16 protein-coding genes and 1 riboswitch are annotated in these 16698 nt (G+C 64.3%); of the genes, 6 read left to right on the top strand and 10 right to left on the bottom strand.

The features are described from left to right. Positions 1–47: 47 nt before the first annotated feature. Positions 48–629 carry a ribosome maturation factor RimM gene (gene rimM, locus LY254_RS08170; RefSeq protein ID WP_247476568.1) on the top strand — a complete coding sequence of 194 codons (582 nt, stop codon included), beginning with the start codon at positions 48–50 and terminating at the stop codon, positions 627–629. A 69-nt stretch (positions 630–698) separates the two neighbouring features. Beyond that, on the top strand, positions 699–2129 hold the full coding sequence (locus tag LY254_RS08165; RefSeq protein WP_247476567.1) for a mannose-1-phosphate guanylyltransferase/mannose-6-phosphate isomerase: 1431 nt from the start codon (positions 699–701) through the stop codon (positions 2127–2129). A 4-nt stretch (positions 2130–2133) separates the two neighbouring features. Here the strand turns inward: LY254_RS08165 and glmS are convergent, their stop codons facing one another. Together glmS and psaC are read right to left on the bottom strand one after the other, a co-directional pair. Continuing rightward, a complete protein-coding gene (gene glmS / locus LY254_RS08160; RefSeq protein ID WP_247479827.1) occupies positions 2134–4026 on the bottom strand; it encodes a glutamine--fructose-6-phosphate transaminase (isomerizing) in 1893 nt (630 codons plus the stop codon). Positions 4027–4086: 60 nt separating this feature from the next. After that, entirely contained in the window at positions 4087–4332 is a 246-nt protein-coding gene (gene psaC, locus LY254_RS08155) for a photosystem I iron-sulfur center protein PsaC (protein ID WP_006850103.1), read from the bottom strand. Between the two features lie 137 nt (positions 4333–4469). Here psaC and acpP point away from each other — a divergent pair, with 137 nt between their 5' ends. From acpP to tkt, 3 genes are read left to right on the top strand one after another with little or no spacing between them, the layout of a single operon-like run. Continuing rightward, complete coding sequence (gene acpP / locus LY254_RS08150) at positions 4470–4712, top strand: acyl carrier protein (RefSeq protein ID WP_010314088.1); 243 nt, start codon at positions 4470–4472, stop codon at positions 4710–4712. 11 nt (positions 4713–4723) lie between these two features. Beyond that, entirely contained in the window at positions 4724–5971 is a 1248-nt protein-coding gene (gene fabF, locus LY254_RS08145) for a beta-ketoacyl-ACP synthase II (RefSeq protein ID WP_247476566.1), read from the top strand. A 46-nt stretch (positions 5972–6017) separates the two neighbouring features. Further along, the gene (gene tkt / locus LY254_RS08140; protein WP_247476565.1) at positions 6018–8021 is read left to right on the top strand and encodes a transketolase; all 2004 of its coding nucleotides are present in this window, start codon (positions 6018–6020) and stop codon (positions 8019–8021) included. A 134-nt stretch (positions 8022–8155) separates the two neighbouring features. On the opposite strand, the gene thiC is transcribed toward tkt, so the two are convergent. The 6 genes from thiC to ruvB form a co-directional block, all read right to left on the bottom strand. Next, on the bottom strand, positions 8156–9541 hold the full coding sequence (gene thiC / locus LY254_RS08135; protein WP_247476564.1) for a phosphomethylpyrimidine synthase ThiC: 1386 nt from the start codon (positions 9539–9541) through the stop codon (positions 8156–8158). Between the two features lie 32 nt (positions 9542–9573). Beyond that, a riboswitch (TPP riboswitch) is annotated at positions 9574–9671 on the bottom strand. Between the two features lie 5 nt (positions 9672–9676). After that, positions 9677–10258 carry a HEAT repeat domain-containing protein gene (locus LY254_RS08130; protein ID WP_247476563.1) on the bottom strand — a complete coding sequence of 194 codons (582 nt, stop codon included), beginning with the start codon at positions 10256–10258 and terminating at the stop codon, positions 9677–9679. Positions 10259–10273: 15 nt separating this feature from the next. After that, complete coding sequence (locus LY254_RS08125; protein ID WP_247476562.1) at positions 10274–10471, bottom strand: DUF3188 domain-containing protein; 198 nt, start codon at positions 10469–10471, stop codon at positions 10274–10276. Continuing rightward, complete coding sequence (locus tag LY254_RS08120) at positions 10468–11658, bottom strand: amidohydrolase (protein ID WP_247476561.1); 1191 nt, start codon at positions 11656–11658, stop codon at positions 10468–10470. Before LY254_RS08120 ends, LY254_RS08125 begins: the two co-directional genes overlap by 4 nt. Beyond that, positions 11658–12395 carry a tetratricopeptide repeat protein gene (locus LY254_RS08115; protein WP_247476560.1) on the bottom strand — a complete coding sequence of 246 codons (738 nt, stop codon included), beginning with the start codon at positions 12393–12395 and terminating at the stop codon, positions 11658–11660. Before LY254_RS08115 ends, LY254_RS08120 begins: the two co-directional genes overlap by 1 nt. Further along, positions 12392–13432, bottom strand: a complete 1041-nt coding sequence (gene ruvB, locus LY254_RS08110) for a Holliday junction branch migration DNA helicase RuvB (RefSeq protein ID WP_247476559.1) — start codon at positions 13430–13432, stop codon at positions 12392–12394. Before ruvB ends, LY254_RS08115 begins: the two co-directional genes overlap by 4 nt. Before the next feature lie 78 nt (positions 13433–13510). Here ruvB and smpB point away from each other — a divergent pair, with 78 nt between their 5' ends. Continuing rightward, positions 13511–14008, top strand: coding sequence for an SsrA-binding protein SmpB (gene smpB / locus LY254_RS08105; protein ID WP_247476558.1), 498 nt, complete (start codon positions 13511–13513; stop codon positions 14006–14008). Here smpB and LY254_RS08100 read toward each other — a convergent pair. After that, positions 14002–15603, bottom strand: a complete 1602-nt coding sequence (locus LY254_RS08100) for a serine/threonine protein kinase (protein WP_247476557.1) — start codon at positions 15601–15603, stop codon at positions 14002–14004. The genes smpB and LY254_RS08100 overlap by 7 nt on opposite strands. 9 nt (positions 15604–15612) lie before the next feature. Further along, complete coding sequence (locus LY254_RS08095) at positions 15613–16614, bottom strand: cysteine synthase A (protein WP_371820444.1); 1002 nt, start codon at positions 16612–16614, stop codon at positions 15613–15615. Between the last annotated feature and the right edge of the window lie 84 nt (positions 16615–16698).

Raw genomic sequence — 16698 nt, 5'->3', positions numbered from 1 at the left:
CCCAGTCGCCCGACCATTATCGAGGCTGAGGTGTGGCCCTTGGGCTGATGGAGCAACAACCCGAGCTGCTGGTGGTCGGCAAGATCGTTGCCGCCCAGGGACTGCGCGGTGAACTGCGGGTCAATCCCCTCAGCGATTTCCCCGAACGCTTCACCCAAGCCGGCCCCCGCTGGCTGCGCGCACCGGCCCAGAAGCGGGGACCCACGCCAGAACCCCAGGAAATCAAGCTGCTCTCAGGGCGCCGGCTCCCAGGCAAAGAGCTCTTTGTGATCCGCATCGAGGGCATTGACGACCGAAGCAGCGCCGAGGCCTGCGTGGGCCAGGAGCTCTTGGTGCCGAGCGATCAGCGCCCAACACTGTCCAAAGGCGAATTTCACCTGCTGGATCTGGTGGGACTGGAGGTGCGGCTGCTGGAGTCGGGCACACCCATCGGCCAAGTCCAAGACCTGCTCCATGCCGGCAACGACCTGCTCGAGGTCCAACTCAGCGGCAAAAAACAGCCCCTCTGGATCCCCTTTGTCGACTCGATTGTTCCCCGGGTGGAACTCGAAGAGGGGTGGATTGGCATCACCCCCCCGCCTGGATTACTGGAGTTGGCCGACCCCAGCCCAGGGGACGGACAAAGCTGAACCAGCACCAAGCCAGCGGGCAAAGCGGGCGGGCTTGGTTTGAAATGGTGTGCAAGAGGAGTGCACTCCATGGCGGCCCTGGTTCCAGTGATTTTGTGTGGCGGTACTGGAACCCGCCTGTGGCCCCTATCGAGGGCCAGTTACCCCAAGCAGTACTGGGCCCTGGCGGGCCAAGGGGAAGAAACCCTGCTGCAGCAAACCCAGCAGCGACTTGAGGGCATCGCCAACCTCCAGCCTCCGCTGCTGATCTGCAACGAAGACCACCGCTTCATCGTCGCCGAGCAGATGCGCCAGATCGGCGTGGATCCCTCAGCGATCCTGCTGGAGCCCGTGGGCCGAAACACCGCCCCAGCCGTGGCGATCGCCGCCCTGCAGGCCATGGCCGCAGGCGATGACCCACTGCTGCTGGTGCTCGCAGCCGACCACGTGATTCGAGAAGGAGCCGCCTTCCGCCAGACGGTGCAAGCCGGTGTTGAGGCCGCTGAGGCGGGCCAACTGGTGACCTTTGGGATCGTGCCCACCGCCCCCGAGACCGGCTACGGCTACATCGAAGCCGCTCAACCGCTGGGGGATGCGGGCAGCCCCGTGCCGATCGCCCGGTTTGTGGAGAAACCCGACCGCGCCACCGCCGAAGGATTCCTGGCGACCGGCCGCTTCACCTGGAACAGCGGCATGTTCCTGTTCAAGGCCAGCGTGATCCTGGCGGAACTGGAACGACTCGCTCCCGAGGTGGTCCAGGCCTGCCGGAGTGCCCTCGCCCAAGGCGGCTCAGACCTGAACTTCCAACGCCTCGAGAAGGACGCCTTTGCCCAGTGCCCCAACGTCGCCATCGACGTGGCCGTAATGGAGCGAACCGACCGAGGCGCGGTGCTGCCGCTGCAGGCGGGCTGGAGCGATGTCGGCAGCTGGAGTGCCCTCTGGGAAACCGCTGATCAAGACGAGCAGGGCAACGTGCTGCGGGGCCGGGTCATCAGCGAAAACAGCCGCAACTGCTACCTGCGCAGCGAGCACCGCCTGGTGGTGGGTCTGGGCGTGGAAGACCTTGTGGTGGTGGAAACCAATGACGTGGTGCTGGTCGCCAAACGGGATCAGGCCCAGAACGTCAAAAGCATCGTCGGCCTGCTGGAGCAAAGCGGAGCGCCGGAGAGCAAGGCCCACCGCAAGATCTACCGGCCCTGGGGTGCCTACGACGGCATCACCGAGGGCGATCGCTGGCAGGTCAAGCGCATCAGCGTGAACCCTGGGGCTTCGCTCTCACTGCAGATGCACCACCACCGGGCTGAGCACTGGATCGTGGTGCAAGGCACTGCCGTCGTCGAGAAAGATGGCGTTGAAGAGCTGGTGGGCGAAAACCAAAGCACCTACATCCCCCTGGGCTGCAAGCACCGACTCTCGAACCCAGGCAAGATCCCGGTCGAGATGATCGAAGTCCAGAGCGGCCCCTATCTGAGCGAAGACGACATCGTCCGCTTCGAGGACCTCTACGGGCGCAGCGCCTGAGGGGCTACTCGACCGTCACGCTCTTGGCGAGATTGCGGGGCTGATCGACATCCAGCCCCCGGTGGGCTGCGATGTGATAGCTCAGCAGCTGCATCGGCACGACCGTCAGCAGCGGGCTGAGCAACTCATCCACCTCCGGCACCGGCAACAGGGTGTCGAACAGCTCGGCATCCGGGCAATTGGGGGCAACGCCCACCAATTGGGCATCGCGGGCCTTGGCCTCTTGGGCATTGCTAAGCACCTTGTCGAACACCGTGCCTGGCACGGCGATCGAGACCACGGGCACCCGGGCATCCAGCAGGGCGATCGGGCCGTGCTTCATCTCGCCGGCGGGGTAGCCCTCGGCATGGATGTAGCTGATCTCCTTGAGCTTCAGCGCCCCCTCAAGGGCAATCGGGTAGTTGATGCCCCGGCCCAGGAAGATCACGTCCTGGGTATCCGCGAACAGGTGAGCCATCTGCTCGCAGCGACCGTCGTGGTCATCCACCAAGCTGCGCAATTGCTGGGGAAGATCCCGCAGACCAGCCATCAGCTGCTGCAGGGCTTCGGCGCCGAGAACTCCAGGTCGGCCAGAGCGCCTTTCGGCAAAGGCAATGGCCAAGCCGTAGAACGCCAACAACTGACCCAGGAAGGTCTTGGTAGCTGCAACACCCACCTCGATGCCGGCACCGATGTCGAGGATCTGATCAACCATCCGGCCCAGGGAGCTTTCAGGGCGGTTCGTGATCCCCAGCAGACGGGGGGCGAAGGCCGGATCGGCAACGGCTCGGCGCCGCTCCTGCTCCATCGCGAGAGCAGCCAAGGTGTCTGCCGTTTCACCCGATTGGGTCACACCGATGGTGAGGGTGTTCGGCGCCAGCGGTGGCGGGGCGTAGCGGAATTCGCTGGCATAGAACACGCTGGTCGGAATCCCGGCCAGCTGCTCCAGGAGATAGGCCCCCACCAAGGCGGCATGGCGGCTGGTGCCGCAGGCGAGAACCTGGATGCGCTCAATCCCTTCAAACACGCTCTCATCGAGCGGCAAGGCCACCCGCGCGGATGCATCGGGGAGATGTCGAGCAACCCAAAGGGCGGCGGTCTCGGGCTGCTCATGGATTTCCTTGAGCATGAAGTGACGGAAGCTGCGCTTGTCCGCCACGTGATCCGTGCCGCTCAGGAGGGTGGGAGCCCGCTGCACCCGCGCTCCGGCCTCGTCATAGAGCTCGATTCCGAGGGGGGTGAGCAGCGCCACCTCCCCGTCTTCCATCGGCAGGATCGTTCGCGTAAAACCAGCCAGAGCCGGGGTATCACTGGCGCAGAGGAATTCCCCTTCCCCCAGGCCAATCAGCAAAGGCGCTGCTTTGCGGGCCACCACCAGGGCACCCGGGAGCGCAGCCCAAACCACGGCCAAGGCGTAGGCCCCATGCAGCCGCGGCAAAACCGCTTGCACGGCCTCAAGCAGGAGCTGGGGAGAGGCGGCGTGGCCCAGGGCCTCCAACCGATCGAGCTCTTGGCTCAGCAGATGGGGAATGACCTCGGTGTCCGTGTCCGAGCGGAAGACCACACCCTTGGCCTGGAGCTCCTCACGCAGGCTTCTGTAGTTCTCGATGATCCCGTTCTGCACCACGGCCAGACGACGAGGACCATCGAGGTGGGGGTGGGCATTGCGTTCTTCCGGCTTGCCGTGGGTCGCCCAACGGGTGTGGCCAATGCCGCACTGCCCCTGGGCCCCCTGCGCCTCAAAACGAGCCGTGAGGTTGGCGAGCTTGCCTTCAGCGCGCAGACAGGCCAAGCCGGACTCGTCCGCCACCGTGGCGATTCCCGCGGAGTCATAGCCCCGGTATTCGAGCTGACGCAGACCCTCCAAGAGGAGCGGTGCCGCCTCGCGCGAACCAATCACCGCAACGATGCCGCACATAGCGCCTGGAACCAATAAAAAAGCCCGGCTGGGCCGGGCTTGAGCTTATGGGAGCTGGGCTCAGTAAGCCAGGCCCATGGAGCGGGTGGTTTCGTCGCCGAGATAGACGCGAATGGAGAGGAAGTCGGTGGGGCAAGCGGTCTCACAGCGCTTGCAACCGACGCAGTCTTCGGTGCGGGGAGACGAGGCGATCTGACCGGCCTTGCAGCCATCCCAGGGCACCATCTCGAGAACATCGAGAGGACATGCCCGAACGCACTGGGTGCAGCCGATGCAGGTGTCGTAAATCTTGACGGCGTGGGACATGTCGTCTGTGGACGCGACGCCCAAGGTACCCATGGCAATCAGCATCCAAGCCACAGGCCTCCCTGGCCGTCATCCTTGTTCATACGGGGGGTGCCTGGCACACATACCCGTAGGATGCGGCGTCCGACACTCCGGCCATGTCCCAGGAAGCGATCTTCGAGAAAGTCCGCTCGATCGTTGTTGAGCAGCTGAGCGTTGATGCCGGCGAGGTCAAGCCCGAATCCAACTTCCAGAACGATCTGGGCGCTGACTCGCTCGACACCGTTGAACTCGTGATGGCCCTGGAAGAGGCCTTCGATATCGAGATTCCCGACGAAGCCGCTGAAGGCATCGCCACCGTTGGCGACGCCGTCAAATACATCCTGGACAAGCAGGCCTGAGGAAGGAATTGATGGTGGAGGGTCTCCGCCGCGTCGTCGTCACCGGCCTTGGCGCGGTCACACCAATTGGTAATGACGTCATTTCCTACTGGGAAGGACTGAGTAGCGGTCGTAACGGGGTTGCGCCGATCACCTTGTTTGACGCGTCTGCCCATGCCTGCCGCTTTGCGGCTGAGGTGAAGGATTTCGATCCCTCCGCCTACATCGAGCCCAAAGAAAGCAAGCGCTGGGATCGGTTTTGCCAGTTCGGGGTGGTTGCCGCCAAGCAGGCTGTGTCCCATGCAGGTCTGACCATCGACGACAGCAACGCCCATCGGATCGGAACCGCGATCGGTTCTGGCGTGGGCGGTCTTCTGATGATGGAGACCCAGGCCCACGTGCTGGCAGACAAGGGTCCATCTCGGGTGAGCCCTTTCACCGTTCCGATGATGATCCCGAACATGGCCACTGGCCTGACGGCAATCGCCATTGGTGCCAAGGGCCCCAGCAGTGCTGTGGCTACGGCCTGCGCCGCCGGCTCCAATGCCATCGGTGATGCCTTCCGGTTGATCCAGCTGGGGCAAGCCGACGCGATGGTCTGCGGTGGCGCCGAATCCGCCATTACCCCATTGGGAGTGGCTGGCTTCGCCAGCGCCAAGGCTTTGTCATTCCGCAACGACGATCCGGCAACCGCCAGCCGGCCCTTCGATGCCGAGCGTGATGGCTTTGTGATCGGCGAGGGCGCAGGCGTGCTGGTTCTTGAGAGCCTCGAGCACGCCCAGGCCCGCGGAGCCGAGATCCTCGCTGAGGTGGTTGGCTACGGCATGACCTGTGATGCACACCACATCACCTCACCAACCCCCGGTGGCGTGGGCGGGGCTGAGGCCATGCGCCTGGCTCTTCAAGACGCACGCATCGAGGCCGATGCGGTCGACTACGTCAACGCCCACGGCACCAGCACCCCGGCCAATGACTCCAACGAGTCCTCGGCGATCAAGTCTGCGCTCGGGGATCGGGCCAAGCAGATTCCCGTGAGCTCGACCAAGTCGATGACCGGTCACCTGCTGGGCGGCAGCGGCGGCATTGAAGCCGTTGCCGGGGTCCTGGCGATTGGCCACAACGTGGTGCCGCCTACGATCAATTACCAAAATCCGGATCCGGCCTGTGATCTGGATGTCGTTCCCAATCAGGCCCGGGAACACAAACTGAACGTGGTGCTTTCGAATTCCTTTGGGTTCGGCGGCCACAACGTTTGCCTGGCGTTCCGCCGGTTCACCTAGCCCGCGGTCTCCCCCGCCCGTACACCCTTACCCTTACCCGTAACCCATGGTCGTCGCTCCCGCTTCTGTCGACACGCTCTGCGTCAACAGCATCCGCTTCCTGGCCGTCGACGCGATCAACAAGAGCAACTCCGGCCACCCCGGACTGCCCATGGGTTGCGCTCCCATGGCCTACACCCTGTGGGACAAGTTCCTTAAGCACAACCCCAAGAACCCCAAGTGGTTCAACCGTGACCGCTTTGTGCTCTCGGCCGGCCACGGCTGCATGCTGCTGTACGCGCTGCTGCACCTGAGCGGCTACGACTCGGTCACGATCGAGGACATCAAGCAATTCCGCCAGTGGGGCTCCAAGACCCCTGGTCACCCCGAGACCTTCGAGACCGCCGGCGTCGAAGTCACCACCGGTCCCCTGGGTCAGGGCATCGCCAACGCTGTCGGCCTGGCCATGGCCGAAGCACACCTGGCGGCCAAGTTCAACAAGCCCGACTGCACGCTCGTTGATCACACCACCTACGTGATCATGGGCGACGGCTGCCACCAAGAAGGTGTCAGCGGTGAAGCTGCGTCCCTGGCCGGTCACCTGGGTCTGGGCAAACTGATCGCCCTGTACGACGACAACCACATCACCATCGACGGAAACACAAACGTTTCCTTCACCGAGGATGTGCTGAAGCGCTACGAGGCCTACGGCTGGCACACCATCCACGTTCAGGACGGCAACACCGACCTGGGCGCCATCGCCAAGGCAATTGAAGAGGCCAAGGCCGTCACCGATCGTCCTTCGATGATCAAGGTGACCACCACCATCGGCTACGGCTCCCCCAACAAGGCCAACACCGCCGGTGTTCACGGCGCCGCTCTGGGTGCTGATGAAGCCGCCGCAACCCGCCAGAACCTGGGTTGGAACTACGGCGAATTCGAAGTTCCTCAGGAGTCCTACGACCAGTGGCGCAAGGCCATCGAGCGTGGCGCCGCCGCTGAGGCCGCCTGGAACGCAACCCTGGCTGACTACCGCAGCAAGTACCCCACCGAAGCCGCTCAGTTCGAGCGTCAGCTGCGTGGTGAACTGCCCGAGGGCTGGGATGCAAACCTCCCCAGCTACACCCCTGACGACAAGGGTGTGGCCACCCGGATGCATTCCTACAACTGTCTGAATGCCATCGGCCCCAACCTGCCCGAGCTGATCGGTGGTTCGGCTGACCTGACCCACTCCAACCTCACCGACATCAAGGGTGAGGCCGGTTTCCAGAAGGGTGCCGAGGGCAACCGCTACCTGCACTTCGGTGTGCGCGAGCACGCCATGGGCGCCATCCTCAACGGCCTCGCCTATCACGGCAGTGGCCTGGTTCCCTACGGCGGCACCTTCTGCGTCTTCGCGGGCTACATGGTGGGCGCCATGCGCCTGTCCGCCCTGAGCGAACTGGGCGTGATCTATGTCCTGACCCACGACTCCATCGGTCTGGGTGAAGACGGCCCCACCCACCAGCCGATCGAGACCCTGGCCAGCCTGCGTTCGATCCCGAACATGCTGGTGATCCGCCCCGGCGACGGCAACGAAACCAGCGGTGCTTACAAGGTCGCCGTGGCCAACCGTCACCGCCCCACCGTGCTGTTCCTCAGCCGTCAGGCAATGGCCAACCAGGCCAACTCCAACGCCGACCACGTGGCCAAGGGTGGCTACATCCTTGAGGACAGCAACGGCACCCCCGATCTGATCCTGATCGGCACCGGCACCGAGCTCGACCTCTGCGTCCAGGCCGCTGCCCAGCTGCGCGCCGAAGGCAAGAACGTCCGCGTGGTGTCCATGCCCTGCGTGGACCTGTTCGAAGAGCAGGACGCCGCCTACCGCGAGAGCGTGCTTCCCGCAGCCTGCCGCAAGCGCCTGGTGGTCGAGGCGTCCAGCAGCTTCGGCTGGCACAAGTACACCGGCTTCGAAGGCGACACCGTCTCCATCGACCGCTTCGGTGCTTCCGCTCCCGGCCCGCTGCTGATGGAGAAGTTCGGCTTCACCGTCGACAACGTGGTTGCCCAAGCCAAGGCCCTGGGCTGATTAGGCAAGAATCATTGATTCCACTCAAAGCCCCGCCGATGGCGGGGCTTTTTTGTGCCCACACAACCTGATGAATCAGCAATAAAAAACCCGGGCTTTCGCACGGGTCCTGAACTCAAACAAGAAGCGTGGAATTAAACAGCAGCGACTTCACTATTGCTCTGCTGTTCAGCAAGGACTCTCTCAAGCCCCTCTAGATCCTCTTCCGTGATCTTGGTCTGCATCGGGCAGTGCTTGGGTCCACACATCGAGCAGAACTCAGCCTGCTTGTAGATATCAGCCGGCAGGGTTTCGTCGTGATACTCACGGGCCCGTTCGGGATCCAAGGACAGTTCGAACTGCTTGTTCCAGTCGAAGGCGTAGCGGGCGCGGCTCAGCTCGTCGTCACGATCACGAGCACCGGGGCGGTGACGGGCGATGTCGGCGGCGTGGGCGGCGATCTTGTAGGCGATCAGGCCTTCACGCACGTCCTCTGCATTGGGCAGACCCAGGTGCTCCTTGGGGGTGACATAGCAGAGCATCGCCGTGCCATGCCAGCCGGCCATGGCCGCTCCGATGGCTGAGGTGATGTGGTCGTAACCGGGGGCGATGTCGGTGACCAGAGGACCGAGCACATAGAAGGGTGCCTCATTGCACTCCTCCATCTGCTTTTTGACGTTGAACTCGATCTGGTCCAACGGCACGTGACCAGGACCTTCGACCATCACCTGAACGTCATGCTTCCAGGCGCGACGGGTCAGCTCGCCCAGAGTCTTCAGCTCAGCCAACTGAGCGGCATCAGAGGCGTCGTGCTGACAACCCGGACGCAGGGAATCGCCCAAGGAGAAGGTGCAGTCGTAGCGCTTGAAGATCTCGCAGATGTCGTCGAAGCGCGTGTAGAGGGGGTTCTGCTTGTGGTGATACAGCATCCACTGGGCCAGGATCCCGCCGCCACGGCTGACGATCCCGGTCAGGCGGCCCTTGACCTTGGGCAGGTGCTCAATCAGCAGACCGGCGTGGATCGTCTGGTAGTCGACGCCCTGCTGGCAGTGCTTCTCGATGATGTGCAGGAAGTCGTCTTCCGAGAGACGCTCGATCGAGCCATGGACGCTCTCGAGGGCCTGATACACGGGCACCGTGCCGATGGGCACCGGCGAAGCGTTGATGATCGCCGTACGCACCTCATCGAGGTTCACGCCACCGGTGGAAAGATCCATCACGGTGTCAGCGCCATACTTCACGGCCAGCTCAAGCTTCTTCACCTCTTCAGAGGCATCGGAAGCATTGGGGGAGGCGCCGATGTTGGCGTTCACCTTGCACTTGGAGGCGATGCCGATCGCCATCGGCTCCAAGTTGGCGTGGTTGATGTTGGCCGGGATGATCATCCGGCCACGGGCCACCTCTTCCATGACTAGCGACTCGGGCAGGTTTTCCCGCTTCGCCACATAGGCCATTTCCTCAGTCACCACGCCCTGACGGGCGTAGTGCATCTGGGAGACGTTGGCTTGACCTTTGCGCTTTTCGATCCAGGCGCTACGCATAACCGCTATGGCGTTGGGCGGGGGCGCAACCTGAGTGTCTCTTCTCACTTCCCTGCGCCGGCATGACCCGGATCAGGTTCGGAGGGTGTGATCTCAGCCCCCGCAACGGGAGGCACCCCTAGTGACTGCCAAAACCTAGCAAGTCTGAGACTGCAGCCCGTTCAAGGCTGCCGCAACCACGCGGTGATCACTGTCCTGCTGCAGGCCCTGCAGAACCTCTCGGGCCTCGCTGCTGCCTTCACGTACGAGACGACCCAAAATTTCGGTGCCGCCCACCCGGACCGTGCCATCGGCCTCGGCCACCGCCAGGCGCGCCAACTCGAGCAACTGCTCAGGGGCAATCTCTGGGTGCTCAGCGACTGCCGAGAGGATGCTGCAGTGGATGAGCCACTCGCTCTCGGACTGGAAGGACTCCAACAGCAGCGGCCAGGCCCGATCAATCCCATGGCTCACCAGCGCATTGGCCGCTTCGGCGCGCACGGCCATCTCAGGGTCGTGCTTCAGCGTGCGAACGAGAGGCTCCCAACCCGCCGCCGTGGGCTTGTGCCCCAGGCCCGAGCAGCTCAGTTGCCGCATGATCATGTCGCTCTGCTCGAGACCCAGCAGCAGCAGCGGCTCGGCCTCCTGGGCACTGGCATTGACCAGGCTGGCCAGGGCAGGACGGGCCTTGCCGGGGTTATCGGAGGCGATGGCCTCGCGCAGGTCGTCGAAGTTCATCGGCACACTCTGCCTCTACTGCTGGTCCCGCAGGGTCTGCAGGATCGCCCGACGGCGGCGGCGCCAGCTCCAGGTGCTCTGGACCAAGAGGGCCAAACCAATCAAAAGGGCCGGTAGGGCCTGCAGGCGATCCGGCCCCTGGCGCAGCAGCACCCCCGCCAGGCCAATCAGCACCAGCAACAGTGTGGAGCAGGCCAGCAAATTGCGGATCATGAGCCGGCTCGCTCCAGCCAACGCAGCAAGCTGGCGCTGAGCACCTCAACGCCCACCCCGACCGCGGCCTCATCGGCCGCAAAGGTATTGCTGTGCAGGGGTGTGCAGCCCTTCGGCCCAGCCACACCCAAACGGAACATCGTGCTGGGGGTGTCGCGCTGCAGCTCCGCAAAGTCCTCAGCGCCCAGGGACGGCTGCTCGAGCCACTCCACTTGCGGCCGGCCCAGCAGTTCCACCGCCTCATCGGCCAAAAGCTGCGTGAGTTCGGGGTCGTTATGGACCGGCGGGGAGATGCAGCGGTAGCTCACCCGGGCCTCCCCGCCATAGCCCTTGCAGATGGCCTGCACGGTCTCCTCAATCCAGCCCGGCAGCTGGGAATGCAACTCCAAATCCAGGCAACGGACGGTTCCAAGCAACCGGACGTGATCGGCAATCACGTTGAAGGCTTTACCCCCTTCAATCCGGCCGAAGCTGACCACCACGGGGTGCAACGCGTCCAAGCGTCGGCTGATCGCCTCCTGCAAACCACTCACCACCCGAGCCGCGATCCAGATGGCATCGGTGCTCTGGTGGGGCCGCGCCCCGTGGCCACCCTCACCCAAGACCTCCACCTCCAGTTCACCGGCGGCGGCGGTCAGGCTGCCGCTGCGCACCCCGATCGTTCCGACCGAAAGACTGGGGAAGACATGCACGCCAAACAGGGCATCCACACCCTGCATCGCCCCATCGGCCACCATCCAGGCCGCCCCTTGGGCAGTCTCCTCCGCCGGTTGAAACAGCAAGCGAACCGTGCCGCCCAGCTCCTCGGCCAAGGGCGCCAGGATTCGAGCCACGCCCAATCCCACGGTGGTGTGGATGTCATGGCCGCAGGCATGCATCAGGCCCTGGTTCAACGAGGCATAGGGCAGGCCCGTTCGCTCCTCCACCGGCAACGCATCCATATCCACCCGCAGGGCCACCACGGGGCCACCGCTCGGACCCAGTTCCGCCAGCACCCCCGTGCGGCCCACCCCTTCTTGGACACGCCATCCCAGCTTGCGCAGCTCGCCGGCCACCAAAGCAGCGGTCTGATGCTCATTGCCGCTGAGTTCCGGATGGGCATGCAGATGCCTGCGAATCGCCAGAAGCTCCTGCTGGGCGGCCTTGACCTCCGCCTTGAGCTGGTCGCGGGAGAGCAGATCGGGCATCAGCTGCTCAAGGCCAAAAAGTCCGACAGGGCTTGGACCGGAACCGGCGGCCAGCGCCGAATCTCTAGGAGCCATTCTGGCTGGCGGTAACGCGGATCCAAGCCCGCAGCCGAAGCCCAATGGCTCTCGGCTTCGCCGGACTCACCCTTCCGCCAAAGCACCGCCGTCAAAGCAGCCCTGGCGTCGGCGAAAAGGGGGTAGCGGCGAATGATGCTGCGCAACTCCTTTTCGGCCAGGTCCAGATCCCCCAGCTGAAAATCCGCTAGGGCCGTACTGGAGCGGGCCATCGCAAAACCTGGACGGGTCTCGGCCGCCTGATCAAAGCTGCCGCGGGCTTGCCGCCAGTCCCCCTTGGAGCCCTGCACATTGCCGAGGTTGTAGAGCGCAGAAGCATCGGCGCCACGCTCGAGGATCCAGCGGTAATCGGCCTCTGCGGCATCCCACTGCTTCAGGGCTTCTTCAGCGGTGCCTCGGTTGAGATGGGGATCGGCGTTGCTCGGATCCAGCTCCATCGCCTTGGACTGGTCGGCAATCGCCGCTTCGGGGTCACCCAGGGCCAGCTGGACATTGCCTCGATTACTCCAAGCCGCAGCGTCCTCCGGAGCCAGCTCCAGGACCTGGTTCCAAAGATCCAAGGCCTGGGGGAACGCCCCCTCACGACTCGCCGTCAGGGCCTGGTCAAACAGTTGGGGCAGGCTCAGCTGCACCGCCAGCAAAACGGCGAAAAGCGCTGTCATGCCGCCTGATCCTGCAGGTGATCAATGCCCGCCTGGGTGATCACCCGACCGCGGGGGGTGCGTTGCAGCAGCCCCTGCTGCAGCAGAAACGGTTCCACAACTGATTCGAGGGTGACGGGGTCTTCGCCCAGTCCGGCCGCGAGGGTGTCGAGGCCCACCGGGCCACCGCCAAAACCGCTGTGGAGCAGATCCAGCAGCCGCCGGTCGCTGGCATCCAAGCCGCGGCCATCCACCCGGTGCAGGCTCAAGGCCTGCTGCACCAGCTCAGCGCTCACCCGCGCATGGCCGCCGACGGAGGCCACATCGCGCACCCGCCGAAGCAGGCGGTTGGCAATGCGCGGGGTGCCCCGGCAACGGCGCGCCACCTCGAGGGCCGCTTCTTCCGCCAAGTCAAGTTGCAGCAAACCGGCCGCCCGCTGCACGATCGCCTGCAGATCCTCCAGTCCGTAGAACTCCAGCCGCTGGATCAAACCGAAGCGATCCCGCAGGGGTGAACTCAAGGAACCCGCCCGCGTCGTCGCACCCACCAAGGTGAAAGGGGCCAAGGGAATCGTGCGGGTCCGGGCCGTCGTTCCCTTGCCGACCGTGAGGTCCAGGCGAAAGTCCTCCATCGCCGGGTAAAGCAGTTCTTCGGCGACCCGCGTCAGGCGGTGAATCTCATCGATGAACAGCAGCTCCCGCGGCTGGAGATTCACCAGCAAGCCAACGATGTCGCGGGGACGCTCGAGGGCAGGCGCACTGGTGATGCGGCACCGCACCCCCAACTCCTCGGCCAGGACCATCGCCATGGTGGTCTTGCCCAGACCCGGAGGGCCGTAGAGCAGCACGTGATCCAGGGCTTCGTCGCGGGCGCGGGTGGCCTCAATCGCGATTCCGAGAACCTGCTTGAGCTCACTTTGGCCGATGTAATCGGCTAACTGCTTGGGCCTGAGGGAATCCTCGCGCTGGAGCGGCTTCTCTTGCTCACTGACGGCAGGATCCACCAACCTCGGGGCCGGCTGACGCGGCGCTGTTGATCCCGAAGAAACGATGGCCATCGCCCGAGGGTATCGGCAGCGGACGACCACCGGCCAGCGGATCCATCCCTAGGGTCACTGGATTGAGATCGCGGCGCCATGGCTAAGGGCGGGGGCAAAAAGAACGCCAAGGCCCTTCGGGACGCCGCCAACAAATTGCTGGCGGACAACCGCTTTGCGCGGCACCAGTACGAAATCCTCGAAACCCTCGAATGCGGGGTCGAGCTGATGGGCACCGAGGTCAAGTCCATCCGAGCTGGGCAGGTCAACCTGCGGGATGGCTTCTGCCTGATCCGCAAGGGACAGCTGCAACTGCACAACGTCCACATCTCCCCCCACACCCACGCCGGCGCCTACTTCAACCACGAGCCCCTCCGGACCCGCCGGCTGCTGGCCCACCGCAGAGAGATCGACAAACTGCGCATCGCCGTCGATCAGAAGGGCCTCACCCTGATCCCCCTCAACATCCACCTCAAGGGCTCCTGGATCAAAGCCACCATCGGCCTCGGCAAGGGCCGCAAGCTCCATGACAAGCGTCAGGAGGAGCGGCGCAAGCAGGACATCAAGGACGCCAAGAAAGCGATCGCCCGTTACTGATTCGGGTCAACCCGCAAGGAGAGCGTCAAGTTCGCCGAGGACAAGCCGTCGTTGCTGATCAGGACCTGAACCGGGGAGCGCTTGACCTCCCCCAGGCTCACCACCCGCAGAGGTCCCCGCGCCTCCAGGAGCTGTCCATCGGCGGCAAAAACGCTCATCTGCATCAGCGCCGATCCCCTCACGCCAAGGACCAAGCGACTGCCAGGCGGAACCTGAATCGGGAACACCCGGGCGCCCCCAGCCGGCACCCAAGCAGAGACGGTCTTGGTGCTGTTGCGCTTCCCCTCGATCAACTCGATCTGCAGGTTGCCCAGGGCTTGTTCCGCAGCGGCATACCAAAGCTGCCGAAAGGGCTCCGCGGGGATCTCGGCAGCCTGGGACCCGTTCAGCAGGTTGAGCGCGCTCCCCGAGACCAGCTTCTGGACCACCTCCGGGCTGAGTCCCTGAGCCACTAAGCTCTGCTGGCGGCGATTCCAATCGGTGGCGGTGAGATTGCCCAAGCGCGGCCGCAAGGGCAGCGGTAACTGCTCCACGCGGCTCAGCCAATCCTCAGCCAGTTCACTCCACACCATGCGCAGGGGTGCATCCGCCTGGCTATCCGATGGCAGCCGGCCACCACGCTCCAGAAAGCTGGCGTCCACCAACTTCAGGAACCAGCGGCGATCCACCTGCAGGGCCCGCAGGCGATTGAGCAACTGCTCCCGCTGATTGATCTCCGCCGCCGGCAAGCTCGAGCGGAGCCGAAAGCTGGGAAGCGCCATTGGGCTACTGACCTTGCCCCGGCTCAAGACCAACCAACCCAAGGCGGTCCCCACCAAGGCAGCGAGCACCAGCGCAACCACCACCGGCCAAAGCCGTCCTTCCGCGTCCTGCTCCTGCTGCCGCTTGCGCCTCCGCGATGGGGTGGAGTGCTTAACCAGCGGGATTGGAGCAGGTAAGGCGGGAGTGAAGTGTTGAAAAGCCGCCAGAGCAGCCGCCGCTGAAGGGAAACGCAGCTCAGGCCGATCGCTACTCAAGGCCTGCAGGGGCCCAATCGATGTCAAGGCCGCCGCGGCCTGAGCACCCAGCAAGGCTTGGGCGCACTCGCCGAGAGCCAGCAAATCCCGCTGGGGATCCCATGGGGCTGGCTGCTCCAGGGCTAGGGGGACGGGCAGCCCATCCGCCGATCGCCTCAGAAGTTGGGATGGCGACCAGTCCCCGCAGGAGAGACGATGGCTGTGCAGCAAAGCCATCAGGGGCAAGAGCTGCCGCAACAGCTCGAGGACCTCTGGGACGTCGAAAGTCTGTCCACCCTCCAGCAAGGCCTGAAACGACTCCCCCTCCTGCCACGGGCGCGGCAGCCAGAGCTCCCCATCGCTGCTGATCAGATCGGCACAGCGAGGCAGCTGGGGATGGAGGACCCCCTGCAGCTGAAGCCAGCGCTTGCTCCACTCCTCCCGCTGCTCATCGCTCAGCCCGCTCAGGTGGAGAAGGTGCACCGACGCATCGGCTGCCGCTTGATCACTGGCCAGCCAGCGGTTCTCCGCAAGGGAGCGCTCGAGTCGATAGCGACCGCCGATCAGCGCCCCTGGCTCCAACCTCGGATCGTCTTCCACCAATGTGGATCAGGCCGCGCGCTCAGGTTGCTCCAGACCTTTGCCCTTCAGCCACTCACCGTCATAAAGCCGTGACCGATAGCGATCGCCGCTGTCGCAGAGGACCGTGACGATGGTGTGTCCTGGCCCAATGCGACGTGCTGTCTCGACGGCCGCCGCCACATTGATGCCGACGGAGCCGCCGAGGAACAGACCCTCCTGCCAGAGCAGGTCGTAGATCGTTTGAAGGGCGTCCTGATCGTGGATCCGGACCGCGTCATCCACCGGAGCCCCCTCCAGGTTCGCGGTCACGCGACTGTTGCCAATGCCCTCGGTGATCGAGTTGCCCTCGCTGCTGAGCTCGCCACTGGTGGCCCAGCTGTAGAGGGCGCTGCCGTGGGGATCAGCCAAAACACAGCGCAGCTGCGGCTTTTTCTCCTTGAGATAAAGCGCCACGCCGGCATAGGTGCCACCGGTGCCGGTTGCCGCCACCCATGCATCCACCTGGCCGCCGGTTTGCTCCCAGATCTCTGGTCCAGTGGTCTTGTAGTGGGCGCGGCGGTTGGCGAGGTTGTCGAACTGATTCGCCCAAACCGCGCCGGGAATCTCTTCGGCAATGCGGCCTGAGAGGCGGACGTAGTTGTTCGGGTCCTTGTAGGGCACAGCCGGAACCGTGCGCACCTCAGCCCCCAGGCTGCGCAACAGGCCAATCTTTTCGGCCGATTGGGTCTCGGGAATCACGATCACCGCCCGATATCCGCGGGCATTGCAGAGGTGCGTCAGGCCAATGCCGGTGTTGCCCGCCGTCCCTTCCACCACGGTGCCGCCGGGCTTGAGCAGACCCTGTTCTTCCGCCTCCAACAAAATCCCAAGGGCTGCTCGGTCCTTGACGGAGCCACCGGGGTTCATGAACTCGGCCTTGCCGAGGATCTCGCAACCGGTCAGAGCACTGAGGGCATTCAGACGAATGAGCGGGGTCTGGCCCACCGCACCGACGAAGCCGGATGCAATCCCCGGAGTGCTGGCGCCCATGCCCATTTCTGCGTTACGGCGATCGTAGAAGCGTTGATGCAGCAAGGTTGAGCTTCTAGGGTCCGCTCAGCGGAAGCCGACGGA

It is taken from the genome of Synechococcus sp. NB0720_010 (assembly GCF_023078835.1).
Taxonomy (GTDB): Bacteria; Cyanobacteriota; Cyanobacteriia; order PCC-6307; family Cyanobiaceae; genus Vulcanococcus.
Note: the sequence above shows the minus strand (reverse complement) of the source record. Positions and strands in the feature narration are given on the sequence as shown.